The 24,738-nt window shown below is 38.4% G+C and carries 20 protein-coding genes; all 20 read left to right on the forward strand.

Annotation, left to right across the window (positions count from 1 at the left end; translation table 11 throughout):
* Positions 1 to 231 precede the first annotated feature (231 nt).
* Positions 232 to 651, forward strand: coding sequence for an HYC_CC_PP family protein (locus JJQ60_RS02005; protein ID WP_201916274.1), 420 nt, complete (start codon positions 232 to 234; stop codon positions 649 to 651).
* Between the two features lie 108 nt (positions 652 to 759).
* Entirely contained in the window at positions 760 to 4,545 is a 3,786-nt protein-coding gene (locus JJQ60_RS02010) for an efflux RND transporter permease subunit (protein ID WP_201916275.1), read from the forward strand.
* A gap of 98 nt (positions 4,546 to 4,643) precedes the next feature.
* A complete protein-coding gene (locus JJQ60_RS02015) occupies positions 4,644 to 5,843 on the forward strand; it encodes a TolC family protein (protein WP_394369534.1) in 1,200 nt (399 codons plus the stop codon).
* A gap of 10 nt (positions 5,844 to 5,853) precedes the next feature.
* Entirely contained in the window at positions 5,854 to 6,108 is a 255-nt protein-coding gene (locus JJQ60_RS02020) for a heavy metal-binding domain-containing protein (RefSeq protein ID WP_201916277.1), read from the forward strand.
* A gap of 21 nt (positions 6,109 to 6,129) precedes the next feature.
* Positions 6,130 to 8,643, forward strand: coding sequence for a heavy metal translocating P-type ATPase (locus JJQ60_RS02025; RefSeq protein ID WP_126161003.1), 2,514 nt, complete (start codon positions 6,130 to 6,132; stop codon positions 8,641 to 8,643).
* A gap of 13 nt (positions 8,644 to 8,656) precedes the next feature.
* Positions 8,657 to 9,244 carry a DUF2911 domain-containing protein gene (locus JJQ60_RS02030; RefSeq protein ID WP_126161002.1) on the forward strand — a complete coding sequence of 196 codons (588 nt, stop codon included), beginning with the start codon at positions 8,657 to 8,659 and terminating at the stop codon, positions 9,242 to 9,244.
* 1 nt (position 9,245) lies between these two features.
* Positions 9,246 to 9,956, forward strand: a complete 711-nt coding sequence (locus tag JJQ60_RS02035; protein ID WP_126161001.1) for a PepSY domain-containing protein — start codon at positions 9,246 to 9,248, stop codon at positions 9,954 to 9,956.
* Positions 9,957 to 9,976: 20 nt separating this feature from the next.
* On the forward strand, positions 9,977 to 10,459 hold the full coding sequence (locus JJQ60_RS02040) for a DUF305 domain-containing protein (RefSeq protein WP_126161000.1): 483 nt from the start codon (positions 9,977 to 9,979) through the stop codon (positions 10,457 to 10,459).
* Position 10,460: 1 nt separating this feature from the next.
* Positions 10,461 to 12,203, forward strand: a complete 1,743-nt coding sequence (locus JJQ60_RS02045; protein WP_201916278.1) for an efflux RND transporter periplasmic adaptor subunit — start codon at positions 10,461 to 10,463, stop codon at positions 12,201 to 12,203.
* 265 nt (positions 12,204 to 12,468) lie between these two features.
* Complete coding sequence (locus JJQ60_RS02050; RefSeq protein ID WP_201916279.1) at positions 12,469 to 14,244, forward strand: ParB/RepB/Spo0J family partition protein; 1,776 nt, start codon at positions 12,469 to 12,471, stop codon at positions 14,242 to 14,244.
* 274 nt (positions 14,245 to 14,518) lie between these two features.
* Positions 14,519 to 14,680: a hypothetical protein gene (locus JJQ60_RS02055; protein ID WP_201916280.1), complete on the forward strand. Its 162-nt coding sequence runs from the start codon at positions 14,519 to 14,521 to the stop codon at positions 14,678 to 14,680.
* A 17-nt stretch (positions 14,681 to 14,697) separates the two neighbouring features.
* The gene (locus tag JJQ60_RS02060) at positions 14,698 to 15,534 is read left to right on the forward strand and encodes a DUF932 domain-containing protein (protein WP_201916281.1); all 837 of its coding nucleotides are present in this window, start codon (positions 14,698 to 14,700) and stop codon (positions 15,532 to 15,534) included.
* Positions 15,535 to 16,299: 765 nt separating this feature from the next.
* Positions 16,300 to 16,644, forward strand: coding sequence for a single-stranded DNA-binding protein (locus JJQ60_RS02065; protein WP_201916282.1), 345 nt, complete (start codon positions 16,300 to 16,302; stop codon positions 16,642 to 16,644).
* Positions 16,645 to 16,721: 77 nt separating this feature from the next.
* A complete protein-coding gene (locus JJQ60_RS02070) occupies positions 16,722 to 17,102 on the forward strand; it encodes a DUF6876 family protein (RefSeq protein ID WP_201916283.1) in 381 nt (126 codons plus the stop codon).
* Between the two features lie 11 nt (positions 17,103 to 17,113).
* Entirely contained in the window at positions 17,114 to 17,311 is a 198-nt protein-coding gene (locus JJQ60_RS02075) for a hypothetical protein (protein ID WP_009779478.1), read from the forward strand.
* Between the two features lie 442 nt (positions 17,312 to 17,753).
* Positions 17,754 to 18,134, forward strand: a complete 381-nt coding sequence (locus JJQ60_RS02080) for a BfmA/BtgA family mobilization protein (protein ID WP_201916284.1) — start codon at positions 17,754 to 17,756, stop codon at positions 18,132 to 18,134.
* A gap of 11 nt (positions 18,135 to 18,145) precedes the next feature.
* Entirely contained in the window at positions 18,146 to 19,177 is a 1,032-nt protein-coding gene (gene mobB, locus JJQ60_RS02085; RefSeq protein WP_201916285.1) for a MobB family relaxase, read from the forward strand.
* A gap of 5 nt (positions 19,178 to 19,182) precedes the next feature.
* Positions 19,183 to 20,763 carry a type IV secretory system conjugative DNA transfer family protein gene (locus tag JJQ60_RS02090; protein WP_201916286.1) on the forward strand — a complete coding sequence of 527 codons (1,581 nt, stop codon included), beginning with the start codon at positions 19,183 to 19,185 and terminating at the stop codon, positions 20,761 to 20,763.
* A 205-nt stretch (positions 20,764 to 20,968) separates the two neighbouring features.
* The gene (locus JJQ60_RS02095; protein WP_201916287.1) at positions 20,969 to 24,073 is read left to right on the forward strand and encodes an HsdM family class I SAM-dependent methyltransferase; all 3,105 of its coding nucleotides are present in this window, start codon (positions 20,969 to 20,971) and stop codon (positions 24,071 to 24,073) included.
* A 3-nt stretch (positions 24,074 to 24,076) separates the two neighbouring features.
* Positions 24,077 to 24,697 (forward strand): hypothetical protein, encoded by a 621-nt coding sequence (locus JJQ60_RS02100; RefSeq protein WP_201916288.1) that lies wholly within the window; start codon positions 24,077 to 24,079, stop codon positions 24,695 to 24,697.
* Positions 24,698 to 24,738: the final 41 nt, after the last annotated feature.

Raw genomic sequence — 24,738 nt, forward strand, 5'->3', positions numbered from 1 at the left:
TTTTTATGCCTTGGGTACAACATAGGTACAACATTTCACAGTTTTTCAGTCCCTAATTCATAATGCTACTATACGGTACCAAATGAATATAAAGAACATTTTTTAATTCTAATTTTCATAGAATTTATAGCTTCTAATAAAGAAAAATAGCTTTTTTGGAACCACTATTAGCAAAACAAATAAATGTTAATCTTAATAATAATTGTTAAATTTTTGTAATTTTGCATTTAAATGAAGCAATTTATTCACAAATCAATGGCAATTTTTATGGCAGCCGTAGTTCTTATGACTACGATGTCATTTACTATTGATATGCATTATTGCGGAGATTCTTTGGTAGATTTTTCATTTGTTCAGAAAGTGAAAACTTGTGGGATGGAAAAAGCTCAGGCTACAACCAGTTGTGAGAACCCAACCCTTTCAGAAAAAACGTGTTGTACGGATAAACAAGTCGTTAAAGAAGGAAAGGATGATTTAAAAGTTTCATTTGACCAACTTACCTTAGAGCAACAAGTCTTTGTTGCCTCATTTACATATTCGTATTTAAGTCTTTTTGAAGGAATTGAATCTAACGATGTTCCTTTCATCGATTACCCGCCCCCCTTTGTCAAACGGGATGTGCAAGTGCTGCACCAGACTTTTTTAATTTGATTTATTAGACTTTTGAAACAATGCCCAACAGTTACGCTGTAGTGGGCTAAATCTCGTGTATAGTATTTTCTACTTTGCACAATTTCAACTATCTAATAATCATATCTTATGCTAAATAAAAGCATAAAATTTCTCATAGAAAACAAACTTGTCGCCGTTATACTACTCGCCTTATTCGTAGGTTGGGGCGTTGTCAACGCACCCTTCAATTGGGAAACAGGCATTTTACCAACTGATCCTGTAGCTGTTGATGCCATTCCAGACATCGGCGAAAACCAGCAAATTGTTTTCACAAAGTGGCAAGGGCGTTCACCGCAGGATATCGAAGACCAGGTTACCTATCCACTTACAACTTCATTGTTGGGAATTCCTGGGGTCAAGACCATCCGAAGCTCTTCAATGTTCGGTTTTTCAAGTATCTATATCATTTTTGAAGAAGATGTAGAATTCTATTGGTCACGTAGCCGTATTCTCGAAAAACTCAATTCCCTTCCCGCAAACTTATTGCCCGATGGTGTAAACCCTGCATTGGGTCCAGATGCGACAGGCTTAGGACAAATTTTTTGGTACACGCTGGAAGGTCGTGATAAAGATGGTAATGTAACTGGCGGTTGGGATTTACAGGAATTGCGTAGCATACAGGATTACTATGTGAAATATGGATTGTCTTCGGCAAGCGGTGTTTCCGAAGTGGCCTCAATTGGTGGTTATGTCCAGGAATATCAAGTGGATGTTGACCCAGAAAAAATGCGGCAGTACAACATCGGTTTGACCGATATTGTAAAGGCTGTTAAAGAAAGCAATCAAGACATCGGTGCGCAGACCTTGGAAATCAATCAAGCCGAATACCTGGTTCGTGGTTTAGGGTATGTGAAATCTGTTACAGATATCGAAAATGCGGTGGTCGCTTCGGAAAATTTTACTTCTATCCGAATCAAAGACATCGCTAATGTCCATTTGGGACCACAAACGCGACGTGGTATTTTAGATAAAGAAGGTGCCGAAGTGGTAGGCGGTGTCGTTGTGGCTCGTTATGGTGCTAACCCATTGGAAGTCATCAATAATGTAAAAGACCAAATAGCCGAATTATCATCTGGACTACCCACAAAAACCTTGGCAGATGGTCGTACTTCACAAGTGACCATTGTTCCCTTTTACGACCGTACTCAGCTTATTCAGGAAACACTTCACACGCTCAATGAAGCCCTTACACTTGAAATCCTGATTACCATTTTGGTCATCATCGTAATGGTGTTCAATCTACGCGCATCCATTTTAATTTCTGGCTTGTTGCCTGTTGCCGTTTTAATGGTTTTCATAACAATGAAGCTCTTTAATGTAGATGCCAACATTGTTGCCTTGTCAGGAATTGCCATTGCTATCGGTACAATGGTGGACGTGGGCGTCATACTTGCCGAAAATATGATTCGCCATCTGGAAGATGAAAAATTACGCTTTCGCGAAAGCAGTATAGAATACACTACAAACGAAATTATTTACAATGCAACTTCGGAAGTTTCCGGTGCAATTTTAACCGCTGTACTCACGACGATTATCAGTTTCTTACCTGTATTTACGATGATAGGTGCCGAAGGGAAACTCTTCAGACCATTGGCTTTTACAAAGACAATGGCACTTTCTGCATCGCTTGTAATCGCGCTGTTTTTAATACCGCCATTTGCCGCGTTCCTTTTCAGAAAAACAAACATTCGCCAGCGCTCTAAGCTGCTTTTGAATAGTCTGTTAATCGCACTCGGCATCACTGCACTTATATTTGGTTACTGGCTTGGGTTGATTTTGATAGCTTTTGGATGTAGCGGTCTATTCTTTTCGCTTAAAGCGAAAAAGGAATACAACCATACCATTGCTGGTTACAGGCTCAACATCAATCAAAATGTATTAAATATCATCATTTCCTGTATTGCTATCGTCGTGCTATTAGCCGAATACTGGCGACCACTTGGTTTTGACCGCAGCATTCTAATGAATTTGATTTTTGTAGCGATTATCTGCTTTGGACTGCTTGGTGTGTTTACAGTTTTCCGAAGATATTATGATGGCATTTTGCGCTGGGCACTTCAAAACCGATTTCTTTTTTTAATTATTCCAACCACGGTGCTGATTTTAGGTCTAGTCATAATGCGTAACACTGGGAAGGAATTTATGCCAGCACTTAATGAAGGTTCATTCTTATTAATGCCTACATCCTTACCGCACGCCGGTGTGGAAGAAAATAAACGGGTGCTACAACAGCTGGATATGGCCGTGGCAAGCATCCCTGAAATTGAAACTGTAGTGGGAAAAGCAGGAAGGACAGAATCTGCCCTCGACCCTGCACCACTCTCGATGTATGAAAATGTCATTCAGTATAAGTCTGAATATATGCGAAATGAGAATGGCGAGAGACAACGCTACCGTGTGAACGATGATGGTCTATTTGTGCTGAAAAATGACAAGTTCATTATTAACCCAAATAATGAAATCGATGATGATGCAAACTATGCAGCATCAAAACTCAAAACAAGTGCAACACGCAATGAATTGATTGAAGATAACGATGGGGAATACTACCGAAACTGGCGACCGGAAATAAGCAGTCCTGATGACATTTGGAATGAAATTGTAAAAGTTACCAAATTCCCAGGCGTGACTTCTGCGCCCAAGCTGCAACCCATCGAGACGCGACTCGTTATGCTGCAAACAGGTATGCGAGCACCTATGGGTATCAAGGTAAAAGGCCCAGATTTAAAAACCATAGAAAATTTTGGACTGCAATTGGAAGACATCCTAAAACAAGCAAAAGGCGTCAAAGAACAAGCCGTTTTTGCAGACCGCATCGTGGGCAAACCCTATTTGCTAATTGACATTAAACGAGACCAGTTGGCACGCTATGGGATTTCAATAATGGATGTTCAGGAAGTGCTTCAAGTAGCTGTGGGCGGTATGCCGCTTACCCAAACGGTAGAAGGCCGTGAGCGGTATGGTGTAAGAGTACGCTATCCACGGGAATTGCGTGCAAATCCAGAAGATTTGAAAAGTATCTATGTTCCTGTATCAACTGGAAGTCCGGTTCCTTTGGGCGAACTGGTAGATATACGATACGAGCAAGGTCCACAGGTCATTAAAAGTGAAGACACCTTCTTGATTGGCTACGTGCTGTTTGATAAACTCGATGGCTTTGCCGAAGTAGATGTGGTGGAAAATGCTCAAGCGCTCATTCAACAGAAAATCGATAATGGCGATTTGGTCGTGCCGCAAGGAATCAGTTACCGATTTACAGGAACGTACGAAAATCAATTACGGGCAGAAAAAACGTTATCGGTAGTTGTGCCACTTTGTTTGCTGGTCATTTTCTTGATTTTGTATTTCCAGTTCAGGTCGGTTTCTACGTCCTTTATGGTTTTTACTGCCATCGCTGTAGCCTTTGCAGGTGGTTTTATAATGATTTGGTTATACGGTCAGGATTGGTTTTTCAATTTCAGCTTTTTTGGCGAGAACCTACGCGATTTGTTCAATATGAAAACCATCAATTTAAGTGTGGCCGTTTGGGTCGGTTTTATAGCCTTGTTTGGAATCGCGACAGACGATGGTGTTGTAATGGCAACTTATTTAGACCAATCCTTCAAAAGCAACGAACCAGACAGTAAAAAGGACATACGTCTCGCCACTTTGGAAGCCGCAGGAAAACGCATACGTCCTTGTTTGATGACCACCGTGACCACAGTTTTAGCATTGTTGCCAGTACTCACATCTACAGGGAAAGGAAGCGACATTATGATTCCGATGGCCATTCCAATTTTTGGCGGAATGATAATCGACGTCACATCCTATTTCCTTTTACCAGTTTTATACAGCTGGAAAAAAGAATACCAACTTAAAAGAGCAAACAAATGAAAAATATAAAAATCATAATCTGTCTTTTGTTTGTTTCCGCTGAAGTTTATGCTGAGCGAAGACGAAGTACGAAAGCCCACCTGAACGCACTGTTAATAATGAGCATTGGACTGATTTCAATCAGCGGGCAGGCACAACAACTACAAAGCTATATTGAAGAAGCTGAAGCTAATAACCCAGAAATTCAGGCTTTTGAATTGCGATACAATATTGCCGAAGAAAAAATCAATGAAGCAAACTGGCTACCCAATACTGAAGTAAGCGCAGGCTATTTTGTAAGTGAGCCAGAAACAAGGGTGGGTGCACAACGAGCACGGATAAGCGTAAAACAGATGTTGCCTTGGTTTGGCACCATTAGCGCACGTGAAAACTATGCGACTTCAATGGCCGAAGCTGAATACGTGGAAATCACAATCGCCAAACGAAAATTGGCGCTTTCAGTAGCGCAATCCTATTATGGATTGTATGAAACAAGAGCAAAGCAAAAGGTACTCGACGAGAACATCCAACTATTAAAAACTTATGAGCGTCTTGCCCTAACCTCGGTAGAAGTAGGCAAGGCATCTGCGGTAGATGTATTGCGGTTACAGATTCGTCAAAATGAATTGCAGCAGCAAAAAGAGGTATTGGAAGAAGAATTTAGCGCAGAACAAACAACATTCAATAATCTCTTAAATCGGGATGAAAATAGCACGGTTGATTTAGTTGTAGAAATGAAAATACCAGAGAATGACCCTATATACGGAACAGACGCACTATCGCTCAATCCTGAACTGCTCAAGTACGATAAATTGTACGAATCCGTAGCACAATCAGAATTGCTCAATCAACGCGAGAGCCTACCTATGGTTGGCTTTGGTGTGGATTATCTACCGGTAAGCGAGCGTACCGATATGAACCCTATAGACAATGGAAAAGATGTATTGATGCCTATGGTTTCAGTTTCTATTCCCATTTTCAATAATAGGTACAAGTCTATTACAAGGCAAAATGAGCTACGCCAGCAAGAAATCGAAACTCAAAAAGAGCAACGATTGAATGTTTTGGAATCCGCTTTCGCGAAAGCGATATCCCAACGCAACCAAGCCCGAATTAAATTCAATACTCAGAGTAAGAATCTAAAGCAGGCCAAAGATGCCGAGCAAATTCTAATCAAGAATTATGAAACGGGAACTATAGACTTTAATGACGTACTCGATATACAGGAACTACAATTAAAGTTTCAAATTAATCAAATAAATGCGATAACAAAATACTATGCGCAAAGTGCGGTAGTCAATTATTTAATAACTCAATAAACACAAAACAATGAGAAATTTAAAATTAGTTTTAGTAGCAATGGTAGTATTTGCATCAGTAACAATAGTCTCTTGCATAGACAATAAAGCCGAAACAAAAGTAGAAACGACAACTGAGAAGCAAGGAAAGGAATATACTTCTGCCTACGTATGCCCTATGCACTGTAAAGATAGTGGTAGCGATAAAGAAGGAAAATGTGGTACGTGTGGGATGGCACTTGTAAAAAATGAAGACCATACATCAGATGGACATAAGCACGAATAAATAACTTAAAAAAAATTGAAAATGAAACACACCTATCAAATACAAGGAATGACCTGCAACGGTTGCCGAAATCACGTTGAGCAAACACTTTCTAAAGTGAAAGGTGTGACCAATGCTTCGGTTAATTTAGAAAAAGAAGAGGCTACTATTGAAATGGAATCTCATATTCCCATCGAAACATTTCAGAAAGCATTGAAAGAAGATGGCGGTACGTACAGTATTCACAAACCAGGCGAGCATCATCATAAAGATGATTCCGCTTACACGAAAAAGCAAAAACCTAAAGGCAAAGGAACTGGCACCTTTTACTGCCCAATGCATTGCGAAGGCGATAAAACTTATAACAAGCCGGGAGACTGCCCTGTCTGCGGAATGGATTTAGTCGAAGAGCAAAATTTGTCAGCAACGACTTCAGAGCAATGGACGTGCCCAATGCACCCAGAAGTCATTAAGGATGAATCTGGTAGTTGCCCTATTTGTGGTATGGATTTGGTGCCGATGGAACCTGATTTATCTGCCGAAGAAAAAACATATAATAAGCTGATTAAGAAATTTTGGATAGCAGTAGCCTTTACGCTTCCTATTTTCATAATCGCTATGAGCGAGATGATTCCCAACAATCCACTTTATGATGTAATGGAGCAGAAATGGTGGAACTGGATTCAATTTGGGCTTTCCATTCCTGTGGTGTTTTATGCCACTTGGATGTTCTTTGAACGTGCTTATCGAAGTATTAAAACCTGGAATCTCAATATGTTCACCTTAATCGGTATAGGTGCGGGCGTGGCTTGGCTCTTTAGTGTTTTTGGGATGTTGTTTCCAGACTTTTTTCCGGAACAATTTAAAACAGAATCCGGTGCGGTTCACGTGTATTTTGAAGCCGCTACGGTTATCCTCACATTGGTATTGATGGGTCAAGTTTTAGAAGCCCGTGCACATAGTAAAACCAATTCAGCAGTGAAAGAATTATTAAAGCTTGCACCTAACAAAGCAGTACGCGTAGTGGATGGAAACGAAGAAGAAGTTTCCATCGACCAGATTGAAAAAGGAGATATCCTACGAGTAAAGCCAGGAGATAAAATCCCTGTGGATGGCAAAATTACCGAAGGCGAAACTACCGTAGATGAGTCAATGATTTCAGGAGAACCGATTCCAGTCAATAAATCTGTAGATGATAAAGTAAGTAGCGGTACCATTAATGGGAATCAATCTTTCTTGATGGAAGCCGAAAAAGTAGGTAGCGACACCTTGCTTTCCCAAATCATACATATGGTAAACGATGCCAGTCGCAGTCGTGCCCCTATTCAGAAATTGGCAGATACGGTTTCAGGCTATTTCGTGCCTGTCGTGGTTATCATTGCGGTCATCACTTTCATTGTCTGGGCGATTTGGGGACCAGAACCAGTTTATGTATTTGCTCTTGTAAATGCCATTGCCGTATTGATTATAGCCTGTCCTTGTGCATTGGGATTGGCAACACCGATGTCCGTTATGGTAGGTGTTGGTAAAGGTGCCCAAAATGGTGTCCTAATTAAGAATGCCGAAGCCTTAGAGAAAATGGACAAAGTGGACACCCTTATCGTTGATAAAACAGGAACCATTACGGAAGGGAAACCAACGGTTGAGAAAATTGGGTCGTTTGATGAATCTCGCTTTCGCGAAAGCGAAATTCTACATCTTATCGCATCCCTAAACAGTTCCAGCGAGCATCCACTTGCCGAAGCCACCGTGAAATATGGAAAGGAGCAGAAGGTCGAAATATCAAAAACCGAAAACTTTAGCGCAGTAACCGGAAAAGGCGTAGAAGGAACAGTTGATGGCAAGAAGCTCGATTTGGGAAATGCCAAAATGATGGAGTATGCAAATGCCAAGCTATCACCTGAAATGGAAACCGAAGCACAATCCTTTCAGAAACAGGGAAAAACGGTTTCCTACTTATCCATTGATGGCGAAGTTTCAGGCTACGTGGTCATAGGCGATAAAATAAAAGAAACGAGTGCTAAGGCAATCAAAGAATTACAGGACAAAGGCATCGAAGTAATAATGCTCACAGGAGATAATCACGACACCGCCCAAGCTGTGGCGAGCGAACTCAATCTCGCTGACTTCAAAGCAGGAATGTTACCTGAAAACAAACTGGATGAGGTTAAAAAACTACAACAGCAAGGCAAAGTAGTCGCAATGGCAGGCGATGGTATCAATGATGCACCAGCACTGGCAAAAAGTGATGTGGGTATTGCAATGGGCACAGGAACTGATGTCGCTATAGAAAGCGCTATGATAACCTTGGTAAAGGGCGATTTGCACGGTATCGTAAAAGCAAGAAACCTTAGCCACAAAGTTATGCGTAACATAAAACAAAATCTATTTTTTGCTATGATATACAACACGCTGGGTGTACCGATTGCGGCAGGTGTATTATTCCCATTTTTCGGAATTCTGTTATCGCCTATGATTGCGGCGCTGGCAATGAGTTTTAGTTCAGTTTCAGTAATAGCAAACGCACTTAGGCTCAGAACAAAATCAATTAACTAAACCATCCTATATAATGAAAAAAAGTATCATTCTATTATGTATTATCCTTTTAGCTTCTTGTAAAGAAGCTTCAAAGGAAGCTCAAGAAGTGCCAATTACCGACAGAACAGAGCAAAATTCAACAAGTGCAGAACCTAATAAAAAAAAATCATTGAGTCCGCATACAAGCGCAATGGCGATGGTGGGCGATGCGCATATTCATATTGATTATTCATCCCCAGGAGTTCGTAAACGTATCATTTTTGGCGGTTTACTTCCTTATAATACCGTTTGGCAAGCGGGCGCACATATGGCCACTTGGATAGAAACCAATAAGGATTTGACCATTGATGGTAAAGAGTTGAAGGCAGGGAAATACGGGTTCTTTGTTATTCCGAATCAAGAGGAATGGACAATTATTTTTAATTCCAACTGGAACCAGCACGGTAAAGATGAATATAATGAGAAAGATGATGTGATGAGATTTAAAGTAACCCCAAAAATTTCCGAAGAAATCAAGGAACATTTAGAATACAAGGTAACAAAGACTACCAATGATTCAGGAACAATTAGCTTGAGTTGGGAAAAGGTTCTTGTTGAATTTCCTTTTGAAGTAAAATAAAATGGTCAAAAGAAAAACAGCACTTAAAATAAGAAAAGCGCATCGCTATCTGGGTATCTTTTTAGGTATTCAGTTCTTGATGTGGACGATTAGTGGAATGTATTTCAGCTGGACAGATATTGATGAGATTCACGGCGACCATTTCAAAAAAGAGATTCCTGAACAAACTGCATTTTCAGATTTACTGGGAAGTTCTCAACTAAATATTCAGGAACCGATTCAATCATTAGAATTACTTGAAATAGCGGATGAGCCCTATTATTGGATTAATGAAACTGTGCTTTATAATGCACTTACAGGAACAAAGAAAGACGAGCTCACAGAACAAGAAGCAATCAAAGTAGCAGAACGCTATATGTTGGCCGATTTAGAATTTGACCAAATACAACGGATTGAATCTGTAGGCGACCACCACGAGTACCGTGGAAGACCATTACCGGCTTATGAGATTTCATATAAAACCGATGAAAATTTAAAAGCCTACGTGGCGATTGAGAATGGAGCTTTTCAAACCGTACGTCATCGCGATTGGCGTTGGTTCGATTTTCTTTGGATGACGCACACTATGGACTATCAAGGTCGAGACAATTTTAATACAATTGTGCTAAGGGCTTTTTCGCTTTTAGGCTTGATAACGGTCTTTAGTGGATTTCTACTTTGGTACACAAGTTCACCTACTGTGAGAAAATTGATTAAAAACAAACGTAAATAAGTAACAAAAAACCGACTATTATGGAAAATTCAAATGAACACAAAAAGAAAAATCAATACACAAAATTTGTAGGAATGCTCGCAGCGTCCTTCGTAGCTATGTACATCACAATGTACCTGAACACTTATGAGTGGGACCACGTATGGTTCAGTCTAACTCGCTTTTATATGGTCTGCTTAGGGATTGCGGCAATGGCCATTATAATGTTTGTAGCAATGCGTGGGATGTATCAAAATAAAAAGAAGAATATCGCCATTGTTTTGGGAAGTATCGTTCTATTTGTAGGTGCGTTGGGACTGGTACGTGACCAAAAATCAACTGTAGGCGATGTGCTTTGGATGAAAGCAATGATACCGCATCATTCCATAGCAATTTTAACAAGCGAGCGTGCAGACATCAAAGACCCAGAAGTAAAAAAATTAGCCGAAGATATCATCAAAGCACAACGAAAGGAAATTGAAGAAATGAAGCAAATGATTGATAGGTTACAAAACGAAAAATAGTATGAACAAGAACATTTTATATATAGCAATTGCAGTAATCGTGGGACTACTGGCGGGTTGGCTCATTTTTGGCAATTCCGGTAGCGAAGCAAATGCAAACAAGGACGTTACTGAAATGTCAGATACCCACGACCATTCTGGCGAATCTGCAAACCAAATGTGGACCTGCTCAATGCACCCACAGATTATGCAACCTGAACCAGGCGACTGCCCTATATGTGGAATGGACTTGATACCTGCTGAATCTGGTGCTGATGGCCTTGCAATGAATGAGATTAAAATGACAGATAATGCAATGGCGCTGGCCAACATTCAAACTACTATTGTGGGTAATGGCACTATGTCAGAAGATGATGGAATAATTTCGCTTTCGGGCAAAATCGCCACCAACGAAGAAAACAATGCCGTACAAGCAAGCTATTTTGATGGGCGTATCGAACGTTTGAATGTCAATTATGAAGGCCAAAAAGTAAATCGTGGTCAAACATTGGCTACCATTTATGCGCCAAATTTGGTCGCTGCACAGCAAGAATTGCTCACAACAGCTTCATTAAAAGAATCGCAACCTGAACTGTACAAGGCAGTGCGAAACAAATTGAAAAATTGGAAGCTTTCCGATAACCAAATTGATGCAATAGAATCCTCTGGAAACGTGCGCGATAATTTTCCTGTATATGCCACCGTTTCAGGAACGGTTTCAGAAGTGATGGCACGTGAAGGCGACTATGTAAAACAAGGTCAGCCTATTTTGAAAGTGAGCAATTTGAATTCGGTTTGGGCAGAATTTGATGCCTATGAAAATCAAATTTCAGATTTAAAAGTAGGTCAGAAAATAAAGGTAGTAACCAATGCCTACGCCAATAAAGAATTTGACGCCACGGTTTCATTTATTGACCCTATACTTAATAATGCAACGAGAACGGTTACCGTAAGAGCAACACTAAAAAACACAGATGACCTCTTTAAACCAGGAATGTTTGTAACGGGTAAACTCAAAGGGGAAATGATGATGACTAACGAAGTGATAACAGTTCCTGCAAGTGCCGTAATGTGGACAGGCGAACGCTCATTGGTCTATATAAAAACCAATCCCAACGAACCCGTTTTTGAAATGCGTGAAGTAACCATCGGAAATCGTAATGGCGAAAATTATGCTATAACAGAGGGCTTACAAAAAGGCGATGAGATTGTAACTAATGGAACTTTCACAGTAGACGCAGCAGCACAGCTACAAGGGAAAAATTCTATGATGAATCAAGGAAAGAAAGAGGATGCTATGATGCCAATGTCTGAAATGGAAATGGAATTTTCAGAGAATTTTCAAAGGCAATTTAAACAAGCGCTCAAGCCTTATTTACAGATGAAAGATGCTTTGGTAGCGAGCGATGCAAATCTGGTTTCCGCTTTCGCGAAAGCGACATCAGAATCCTTAAAGTCCGCAGATATTAAAAGTCTCGGTAGTATGGAACAATCACATATCAAGAAAAGTATCGAAATGCTCGACGCCATTGCAGCGAATGACAATCTTGAAAATCAACGTGACCATTTCGTGATATTAAATGAAAATATGGTGCCCATTGCGATGAGTGTAAATGGAACCGATGCGATGCTATACGTTCAGAAATGCCCGATGGCAAATAATAATAAAGGCGCAGTTTGGCTAAGCACGGAAGAAGAAATTCGTAATCCCTATTATGGCGATGCGATGCTCACGTGTGGTAGTTTGATTGAGGAAATTAAGTAGTTTTATTCCTTTAGTATTTTAAGAAGCTAAATACCGAAAACCTTTAAGATACTTTTCAATTTTTTTATAACCCCTTTCGATAGAGAGGGGTTTATTATCATACAATATACCCGCAAGGTAAACTCGTAAAATACTTCCATCAAAAGACTACGGCATAAAGCCAACGCTTCTTCCACTACTCATTTATTCCGTTTCCTTTTGAGCCAAGATTTTATCTTCCGTTTGGTTTCTGCTCAAATATTGTTTAATCAAAAATTTGAGTATTATGACAACAAAAGCGAGTACCACAAAGAAGCGCAGTAGAGCAAAAGCAACTGCTAAAAAAGAAGTGAATGGAAAGAAATCATCCGTACTTCAAATTCAGAATTTACCATTGGGCAAAATCAAGACTGACCCTGAACAACCAAGAAAGACTTTCAGTAAAGATGCATTGCAGCAACTTTCTGAGAGTATCGAAAATCACGGTGTATTGCAGCCAATCACGGTAAGGCAACTAAACGGTCATTACATAATCGTGATGGGCGAACGCCGATATCGTGCAAGCAAACTGGCAGGAAAAAAGACCATACCCTGTATCGTGAGGACTTATGAGAACAATGATGTTCTTGAAGTCCAAATCATAGAAAACCTACATCGACAGGATGTAGAACCCACAGAAGAAGCTGAGGCAATTGCCTACCTAAGCGAGAAATATGCGCCAACTGAAATTGCAAAGCGATTGGGTAGAACGGACAACTTTATCAGACAACGCCTAAAATTGGCAGGTTTAATTGAGGGTTTCAAACACTTTGTTCGGAATGGCGAAATGACCATTTCCTTAGGTGTAGGTGTTGCATTGTTTACACCAGAGGAACAGCAGATGATGTTGGAAACGATGGGCGAAGATTTCAATGCACACCAAATTAACAGGATGCTAAAAGACCAAACCTATGATTTGGAAAAGGCATCTTTTGATGTAACCGATAAGAAGTTGGTGCCGAAAGCTGGGTCTTGTATAAAATGTCCCTTCAATGCAGCCAATCAAGGAAATCTGTTTGGCGAGGGTAAAATGGTCTGTACAAAATCAGCTTGTTTCGAGACAAAGAAAAGCAAGTCGTTCTTGAACTTAATTGAAAAAACCAAGAAAGAGAACATCCTGCTGATTCCTGAAATACGACAGTATTGGTCAGATGACGAAAACAATCAGCTCATTATTTCACAGTTGGAAAAGAATGGTTTGAAAGTCTATTTACTGGATGATGTTGAAATCATCGAAAATCCAATTGAGCCAACAATTGAGGCCATCAAAATAGAATATCAACATTACGATTATTCCGAAGATGAATTAAAAGCTGAATTTAAGGAAGCAATTCAGAACTATGAAGAAGAATTGAAAAATTACAATTCAGCAACTGACAATGGATTTGTAAACGGCATCGTGTTCCATCCTGAGACCTACCAGAACAAAGAAGTGTTTGTCAAGGTAATCGAGAAATCAAAAGATGAAGTAACTGATTATTCAGCACCATTGACCAATAGAAAAATGGCAGATTGTACACCTGAAGAACAAATCATTAGAATCAACGAAAGGGAAATCCGTAAGAAGCAGATTGAGAACAACAAGCAGTTTGAAGAAGTTGTCCAGATGATTCGTGAGACCAAATACATCGATACTAAGAAGACACTTTCAACAGATGAAATGGTGGCATTCTCGATATCGCTCTTTGAAAATAATGTGGACTATATGAGCCAACAAAAGTATTTCTCAAAGTTCTTGGGCGACACATCAAAGATGACCAAAGTTGAAATGGTCGAGAATTTCAAGAAGAAATTTAAAAAGGAAATCTTTCACAAGCTGATACGCTATATGCTTACAAAGCAAGTGCATTTTGGCGAAAGCAATCACGTTAATAACCTAACGAACGTTTCATTCTACAATGCGATGCAGGGATATTACAAATCCAAGATTACCAGCATTGAAAAGGAATATGCTGAAAAACGAGACAAGCGCGAAGCACGTTTGAAAGAGCGCATCACAGTTCTTGAAAAGAAAATTCAGTAACTCAACGATTAGCTTTTGTTGTTTGAAGAAGGGTCGGCATTCGTGCTGGCACTTTTTCTTTTTTATGATAGTGCATATAAAAAATGTATTTATCAGGAAGGGGTTATCAATCAATAGTTGGCGCAAAGGTAAACTCGTAAAATACACCCATCAAAAGACTACGGCATAAAGCCATCGCCGCACCCTACGCCCATTTATTCCGTTTCCTTTTGAGCTGAGATTTTAGCTTCCGTTTGGGTACTGCTCAAATATTGTTTAATCAAAATATATCATTATGAAACGAGTATCGGAAAAACCTGAAATTTCGCCAAAAGAGGCTGAAATACATTATCAGTCAAGTAAAGAAAATTACACTATTGAAAGTGCAGAAAGCCACTTGGCTTATTACAGAGAAAAACATCCAATCTATTATGCGGTGTTATTACAAAATGTTTAATCTAAAATTCAAAAGCTATGTATTTACAAAATTTGCAACAGGATGAAATCTTTATTCCATCAGAAATGAAATCCTTAAAAAGTCTGACCCAGATGGAATCTCGCAGAGGACTTGAAAATGCCATTATCTCAAATGGCAAAATCGTCAATGTGGTCTCGAATAGCTATGGCCATATTCCGAATCAACTGTTTTTCAAGAAAGCCGAGGAAATGCTGACCGATGCACATCTGAATTTTCACAAGCGCACCATAAATAAAAATGATAGGTCTTTCATTACCGACTTTATCATAGACGATAAAAGCCAATTTACGGTCAAGAATGATAAAGACCTGATTCTGCCAATGCTTCGGTTTAAGAACTCGTATGATGGTAGCGAAAAGACCTCTGGCCACTTCGGATTTTACAGAGAAGTATGTTCCAATGGTCTGCACGTTTCACAAGCTGAAATTGAATTTTCCATCAAGCACAGTAAGAACAATACACACCTCATTATGCCGAGGTTGAATAATTTGTTTGATAAATTTCTTGATAACGAGTTCTATACCATTACTAAGAAATTCGATAAGATGAAAGAATTTAAAATCATCGACACACAAGAATTTGTAAAAGCAGTACTCGATAAGACAAAGCTATTCAGATACGAATGTAGCGACAAGAACAGTGACCCTTCAAAAAAGTCTCGTAAGGTTAACGAAATTTTAAATTACGAGGCCTTGTTGCTCAATGAAAAGCCTAATCTTTGGCTGGGCTACAATGCATTCAATTCTGTACTTCATAATGTATTGAAGAAAAGCTTCGGCCAACAAGAACGGTTGGATAAAAACCTGTTTGATGAAGTCTATGCTATGGCATAAATTAAATAAAGGTTTGTCCAGTACCTTAAACTGGATGACTAAATATATCATAAGCATTTACTTTCCCACTCAGCACATTCCCCTACATTCCACGCTTACCTGCCGAAAAAAGCAGGCAACCACTTCATTCCGGGAAAAGAGCTTCACTACAAACGTCTTGGACACCGTACCCGATTTCTACTTTTCATTTCGCTAAACCCTGCCCGCTACGCTGGGAAGGGACGCTTCATTCCCAATCCGAAATAGGGTACGAAGTCCGCTTTTCATCGGAAAGCCATCACTTAGGTTTTCTTAACAGGATTTTCGGCGCGGTCTTCTTGAGCCCTCACTCGAAAATTCTTAAAAACCGAACCGCTGTCTTACACATTTTAAGGGGTTTATAATGGATAAAGCCTTTATTGTTTTTCGGGGCATCGAAAAACAGGCACGACATAACCAATTCTAATTTAAACCCAGCCACTCATTTCGCTTAACTGTCGGTACGCTCAAATCGTAACCGGTTTTAAAAGAATTGCTAATGCCCTTATGGAACTTGTCAAGACTATACAAAGTTTTAGTGCAAAATAAGGTTTCTACTTCCTTGAAAACCCAAGGGTTTTACTACGTCGCAAACACACCTGATTTTACTCTAAAAGTCTTGACAAAACCCACTCTATCCATTGTGCGATGCACGAAAGAAAAGAACAAACACCCCTTAAAATTTAATCTGAATTGAAAAGGGAAATATTAATCAAGCCTGTAAAGGGCATTTAAAACCATTTAGTTATGAGTACTATTAGAAATCACGTACAGTTAATCGGAAATGTTGGTCAAGAGCCAACCATTACGAACCTTGAAAGCGGAAAGAAAGTAGCCCGCTTCTCACTCGCTACGAACGAGTATTACAAAGACAGCAAAGGCGAAAAGCAAACGGACACCAATTGGCATACCGTTGTGGCTTGGGGCAAGACCGCTGAAATAGTAGAAAAGTATGTCGAAAAAGGTAAAGAAGTTGGGATTACGGGAAAACTAAAGACCCGAACCTACACCACCGACGATGGAAACCAACGCTTTGTTACCGAAGTGGTAGCCGATGAAATCCTATTACTTGGAAGTAAAAACGACAAGTAGGACTTAAAATTAAAGAGGGCGTTCCTCTCGAAAGTTGCGCCCTCTTTTTCATTATTCACACATTAAATATATGCACAATGAAAATACAAGTTAACGAAATTAAAGAGCGGTTGCAATATTTTAATGGAACTGAAATGTTCTACCAAATCCCATTATTAAGAACACGATTTACAGACGGGTTGAAATACCTTACCGAAGTTGCCGAATGTTTTTGGCTCATTACCGATACTTCCGTAATTGCAAAAAGTCTGATGAACCGAAGCGAATTTATCACAATCGACTTTAAGAGATTGCCCGAAGAAAAACAGGATTATACAGGCTACGAAGCCGAGATAATTTACAGCGATGGCAACGATAACATTTTAGAAAAACACGGCTATCGTGCCACCGATTTTCCACTCGATGAACTGCGGTTGTTTTTTGTAAATGATACGCTGATGTTACCAAGTGAATATTAAAATCTATCGCTATGGTATATCTCAATTTTACAGACTTGAGCGAGGAAGCTCAAAACCGACTTTTGGAAACGTCCAAAGAAGATGTGAAACGAAAATTTGGGGATAGCATTCGCAAATACGTAAAAGAAAATTATGGCTGTTTTGAAACGTTGATAGAGGAAGAAGCACTTAGAAATTTATATTCCTATACCTACGTTTTCAATATATAGTTTTCGGCAAAAATGAAGCAAGCACCTCTAAAATTTTAGAGGTGTTTTTGTATGCAATTACATCTACATCAAGAAAAAATTACTATCTTTATTTGGCTGAAATTCAGCATTCAAATTAAAGTAAGGTTATCCACTTTTCGACTTTCGCCGATAGCCTTACACATCGAAAAATAACATATCGGAAAATCATTTTCCCTGAAAATGGCAATCGGCTTTTTAGCCGGATTGTATGGATTTTTGTCCCGCGAGCGGGACGAAAAGGAATAGCAAGAGGGTAACGGGCTGCGCCGCGTTACATATTCCATTTTCGTTTTAATCCATTGATTTTTAAGTAGTTAAAATCAATCAGGATTTAAAAATTCCAACAATTTGCGTCAAATGGTCTTGGAACACCAGTAAATAGGGATGGATTTACGTCAAATCTTTAAAAAAGCGGAAGGAAATGGATTCATTCATTACTATCAGGTTCAAACGAAAAACTGCCAAGCGGTTTCAGGAATTTTCCAAAATGCACTTTAAAACGCACACCGAAGCGATGGAAAACATCCTTGATTTCTTTCTCTATAACGAGATTTCCCCACGAGAAAAATTTGGTCCTACAGGTAGAACTATTGAAGCCAAGCTCTTAAAAAGAATCAATGCGGTCATCGCCATAATGCGTGATGTAGAAAAGACACAAACCAAACCTACGGTCGCAATGTTGCAATCCCTTTTTGTGATGGAAGAACCCAACAAAAAGCCATTGATAGTTGAAAAGAAATATGTTGAGGAAAGGAAAAAAGTACGCTTTCGCGAAAGCGATAACCCGAACAATCAACTTTGAAATTTCCAGCTATGTACATCACAATAACACCTCAAAAAATGGGCGGTAATTTTTCCAAAAGTTCGGCAGATTTTGTTGGCTATTTAGAGAAAGAAAATCAAGGTTTGGAACAGCAGGATATGGAACATTTTTTCAATCAATACGGCGATGAGATTTCTGCTGAGGAAGTCATTAAGGAAATCGATGGGAATACCGCAAAATTGGAAAAACACGAACCAAGATTCTACTCAATTACCGTGAGTCCTTCAAAATATGAATTGCGAAAACTTCAGAACAGTAGCGAAGATTTAAAAAAATATACCCGTGAGCTGATGAAAGATTATGTGGCTTCATTCAATAGGGAAATCAAAGGGCGACCGGTTAACATCGATGACATAAAGTACTATGCAAAAATAGAGCATCAACGCACCTTCAAGGGAACAGATTTTCAGGTAAAAGAGAACCAACCGTACGCCACCAAAATTCTTCAGCTCAAAACCGAAATCCGAAACGTTCAGGAAGGACGAGCTGAGGGGAATATTAAAAAGATGAAAAAGGAAATAGCAAAATTGGAACGCCAAGCGCCCCACCAACAAAATGGTAAACGGATTGTCCAGGGAATGCGAAAAGATGGAAACCAAAGCCACATCCATATTATCGTGAGCCGTAAGGATGCGTCCAACAGATTCAGCTTATCGCCGGGAAGCAAATACAAAGCATCTGATGTAAAGTTGAATGGGGAAACCGTAAAACGGGGTTTTGACCGAGACAAGTTTTTTGAAAGAGCAGAAAAAACATTTGATAAGACTTTTGGCTATAAGCGAAACTTTGCTGAATCCTACAAAGCCCGAAAGGATTTTGTAAAAAATCCCAATCTCTATTTCGCCGCCTTGATGAAGCTACCAGCTAACGAAAAAGCATTGGCTTTCAAAATAATAACAAAAACGGGACTGCCGATAGTGCCAAATATTCCAGTTAGTCAAACACAGATTGCACTTCGGATTCTTAAACGGTTGAGACGTGGTGCTGAAATAGCGATTAAATCAAGTTCCATTGGAATCTAATAGGTATGCAAATAGACAATCTCATAACGACACTTTCAATTATTGGTCTGGCCAGTATTGTTTTCTATGCGATGTTTCGGGCAATTAGGTATGCATTCATCGTTAATTTTCTTGTGCTTGGTGCGATGGTGTTCTATTTTGACGAGGAAAACCGACTGATTCTGATTTCTCTCTATCTGGCTTGCCCTCTCATATTAATTAACATAGGAATGTATGTTTTTCTACATAAAACTGACAAGCCGTTAAATGGCGATAGCAAATATCAGGTCAACTTTCCTACGACCAAGGGCAATTTCAAATTGGATAACATCAAACGAGGTGCATCCATCATTGGTTCTGCCGGAAGTGGCAAGACCGAAAGTGTTGTGTATGGTTTTCTGAAACACTTCCGGAAAGATGGGTTTTGCGGAATTATCCACGATTATAAGGATTTTGAACTGACCGAAATGGCGTACCCACTTTTCAAGGATAGTTACATCCCGTTTAAGGTCATTTCCTTCGATAAAATCATCCACAGGGTAAATCCTATTGCGCCACGCTATTTAGAGAATGAGGAAAGCGTAAACGAAGTCTCAAGAGTATTGATTGAAAACCTTTTAGAACAAAGAGAAAGCGGAACTACGGGAACGACAAAATTCTTTAACGATGCGGCTGAAGGTTTGATTGGTGGGTTGATTTGGAAACTGAAAACAGACTATCCTAAATATTGTACTTTGCCACATTTGATAGCAATTTATCAATTATTGGACACCGATAGTCTTATCCAGTTTTTGGAAACCAATACGACATCAAGGGCAATGGCAGATGCTTTTATAAGTGGCAAGGATTCGGATAGGCAAACGGCTGGGGTAAAAAGTACTTTGGCCAATGCGCTGAAACGAATTAGTACACAACGCATTTTTATGGCATTGTCTGCAGATGAAGTGCCGCTCAATATAAACAATGAGAAAAATCCAGCGGTTATTTCAATCGTAAATAATCCAAAATTTGAAACGTCTTATTCGCCAGTAATCGCCACCATTATCCACACCATCACAAAACAGATGAGTGTGCGTAGTTCAAAACCATCATTTCTGCTGATGGAAGAAGCGCCAACCATCCGATTATTGAATATGCACCGTATTCCAGCAACGCTTAGAAGTTATGACATTGCTACAATTTACGTTATGCAGGATAAAATCCAGAACGATATGATGTATGGCGATAAGGCAAGTAAAGCGATATTGAGCAATCTGTCTTATCAGTTTTTCGGCAAAGTAAACGACCCAGATACCGCCAAATACTACGAACGTTTTTTTGAAATCATCAAGGATCCTACAAAAAGTATTAGTCGAGGACATAATCTGGATTTTGACACACGCATTACCACGGGCGAAAAGGAAATTCCCAAGATTCGAGCAGATGTATTTTTTAGATTGAAACAGGGCGAATTTATAACGTATGCAGATGGGAAGGATAAGAAGGTGCAATTCAAACTATCTAAAATCAACAGGCAACTACCAGAAGAAACCAAGCAATATTCAAGTGCAGATATGAATGCTAATTTTGAGCGGGTCTATGAAGAAGTGCGGTCGATATTTAAATAATATGCTGTGCTTTCATTTTTATTGAAATCATTAACATCTTTATTAATTACAGTTCATTTAATTGGGTAACCAATTACCTATCCGATTTTTTGGAATATATCCAAATAATAGTAAAACTTCGATTATCAAAATCGCAAAATCATTTGTACCTTTGGAATTAATTTAGTATGTAACTAACTATCAGATATTTTGGACAACTTTCGATATGATTGATTTTGATATAATAGAAAATTTAGGCTTGGACAAGGCCGTCTCTGTTACTTCGGAATTTAATCAAATTTCTGAAAGTCAGCTAGTTGTAATTAATCAAGTGAAAGACTTCGGTATTGATGAAATTTATTTCAGTACCGACGAAAATCACAATAGTTATCCTGCGGTTTTTTTAAAAAAGGTTGAAAAATTTGATGACCGTGCTCTTCATCAAGTTGCAAAGACTCAAAAAAAAATCTGGAACTTCAAAAAGGTAATTTTTCTTTACGTTTATTCGGAAACTGAAATCCGTATTTACAATTGTGCCGAGAAACCTCTTATAATCAAATCAGATGATTTTGACTATAAGAAGGAACTTAAAACGCTCGAAATAGAGTCTTATAAGTTCAAAGATAAAACCAAACTCACACAGCTTCAAAATCTTTTTTCCACTATTGCTATTGATACAGGGATTATATGGACATTAGAAGAAGCTTATGAGATTAGAAAGAAGATAAGCCTTCAGCGAAGGGTTGATAAATACCTTGTAGAGAGCCTTACCTATACTGCTAAGCAATTACAAGCGGAAGGCTTAGAAATAGACCTAATTCATAAAATAATAATGCGTTCTCTATTCCTATTGTATTTAGAGGATAGAGGCGCAACCGATGAAAAGTTCTATTCAGAAATAAAGAAAGGAGCGAAGTCTTATTTTGACATTCTAGATGATGCAGATAAAACATACTCACTATTTAAGAAACTGGAAGAATATTTTAATGGTAATGTGTTTACCATAGATAGCAATGAGTCAATTTCTAGAGAACATCTAAAAATTATCCGAAAGTGTTTTATCAACGGTAATGATAATACCTTACAGCAGAATCTTTTTGAAGATCTACGTCTATTCGATTTTAGCATTATTCAAATAGAATTATTAAGTGAAATCTATGAAAATTTCTTGGCTGAAATAAACCCTACTTTAAAACAAGATACTGGCACTTATTATACACCACCTTCACTAGTTGAACTCATATTAAATGAGAAATTACCAATCTCTAGGACAGAAAAAGAATTTAACATTAAGGTCTTAGACCCAACGTGTGGTTCAGGGATTTTTTTAGTTGAAAGTTTCAAACGTTTGGTAAAACGTTATGAAAATGCCAATTCAGAAAAGCTTACGGATTTTAATGAATTGAAGAAGCTACTAACGGACAATATATTTGGTATAGAAATACACCCCCAATCCATCAAAGTAGCAGCTTTTAGTCTTTACCTGGCTTTAGTTGATAACTTGAATCCTAAGACGATTTGGCAGAACAAAGATTATCGTTTACCATATTTGATAAATGACCCTTTGGACGACACACTAGAAGAACAGGGTAACAATCTATTTCGAAGTGATACAATTAAGCAAAACCCTGAAGTAGAACAAATAGATTTTGATTTGGTGGTGGGAAATCCGCCTTTTGGCACTAAGAACTTATCTCAATCCATCCGAGATTATAGTGATAAATATGGGTTTGCTAAAGAAATGGTTCTACCATTTCTACACAAAGCAACGACTTTTTCGGAAGATGGAGAAATTGCCCTGATTTTCAATACCAAAATCCTTACCAATACCAAAATAACTTATCAAAATTTTAGGAACTGGCTTTTCAATGAGTGCTATGTAGAGAAAATTTATAATTTTTCAATTTTAAGGAATGCACCTAAAGACTTTGGTGGTCAATTGTTCGGTTCGGCTACAGGACCAATAAGTATTGTGTTTTACAAAAAAAGTCCACCAAAGAAAAAATCGGAAACTATTATTTATTACGCCCCTAAGACTTACATTAAATCCAATGTTATAGAGGGTGTTAGCATTGACGGTACAGATTTGAAATATCTTCCACGCGAAGAATGCAAAAAACCAACTTCAAAAATTTGGAAAATTGCAATGTGGGGTGGAATTGGAGATATTAATTTAATTCAAAAACTAAATGCTTCTGATAGTCTTGAACAATTTATCTCGGATAAAAAAATTTATAAAGGCTCTGGATTACAATTTTTAAATAATTCTACTAAAAACCCGAAAGTAGACAACGAAATTCCAAATAGATACATTGCCCCTAAGAACATTAGACGTTATGTTTCACACTCGTTTTCAGATTTGAATTCTGGGCTTACTCAGAGGTCAAAGGAAATATATGCTAAATATTATGGTGTGCAAGTGGAAGACTTACCCACAATTAATGTTTTTAGACGTGTGGGCGCGAAAAAAACTTATTTTGCACCACATATCCTAATTAAGGAAGGTCTTTCCAATTGGAAAATTTGTGCCTCGTATGAAGATGAGGCCTGTTCATTTAATAGTAAAGTTCTAGGTCTCAGTCATACTGATTCAAAAGTACTTAAAGGGTTAACTTGTTTTATAAATTCAAAACTTGCCTATTATTATCTTTTCTTATGTTCAGCATCTATCGGGATAGAAAGAGAAGAAATCAAGCCTAATGAAGTTTATCGGCTACCATTTTCCTTATCTAAAAAGAACCTATATCATCTTGCCGATATTTACGATAGGATGATAATTGATGAATCTAAAATTTTCAACACAAATACAAAAAAGTTTGAACAGGAGATTGATAATTATATAACTAAATGTTTTGATTTCTCAATCGACGAAAGTTTAATTGTTGACAATTTCGTAGAATTTACAATTCCATTATTGATTAAGAAGTATCAATATGTTCTTGGTCCAACTGACAAAAATGCAATTCAAGATTATTCAATTAAGGTCTCGCAGCATCTAAATGACTTTTTACAAAGTCAGAATCTCTATGCTAATTGTACCATTTATGAAAACATAAGTCATTTCTCACCTTTAATGGTATCTAAGGTTGCGTTTGAAGATTCTAAAAAAGAAGTATCAAAATCCAGTGAAGATATTCACGATATATTGCGAGAATTGGATAAAGAGTTATGGCAAAAGAAGGCAACTAACATCTATTTCAGAAAAAAATTAAATTATAAAACAGGCAACGAGATTTTTATTGTTCGTCCCAATCAGAGACGATTCTGGACTCAATCTATGGCGATTGAAGACGCTTCGGAATTAATACTGGAAATTCTTAATGAGGTATAGTAAATGGGATTAAACAAAGTCATAGTTGCCAGCTTTAAAAGAGGCTTTGAAGAAAAATGCTTTCAGCTGATAACAGAATCTTATGTTTCAGCTATAGAAACAAAAGTCATCAAACTCAACTGGGATGAAAATGACATTACTTGGGAATTGCACAAATGCATTAAGGAAAATCCACTAAGATTAAAGTGGCGAATCGTTACAAATGTTGAGCAGCACTTGCCGAAAGACGATATAGAAAAGGAAAAGGGTTTTGCAGCGAAATTTCCTAGAATAGATCTTAGATTGGTAACTATAAATTCATCCCTAGAATACGAATACCATATGGAAGCCAAAAACCTCAAGGAAAAAGATTCCGGTTTAAAACGACGATATATTGATACCGGAATTAACAGTTTTGTTACTCATAAATATGAGAACGGATGCCTACTTGGGTATGTACTCGAAGGAGATTTAGACAAAACCGTAAATGGGGTTAATAAACTTTTGAAAAGAGACGAAAGGGAACTTGAATTTTTGAAACCCAAACCCTATCATTTTCACGAAAAGTATTACGAATCAGAGCATCCTGACGATATGGTAATAAAACATTTTATGTTTGATTTCACTTCTTTGAGTAGCGCCTAAAGGACTCTGGCATCCCTCGTATTTTGGAACACTATGGCAAA

Origin of the sequence: Aquimarina mytili, from assembly GCF_016735115.1 — a bacterium.
Lineage (GTDB): Bacteria > Bacteroidota > Bacteroidia > Flavobacteriales > Flavobacteriaceae > Aquimarina > Aquimarina mytili.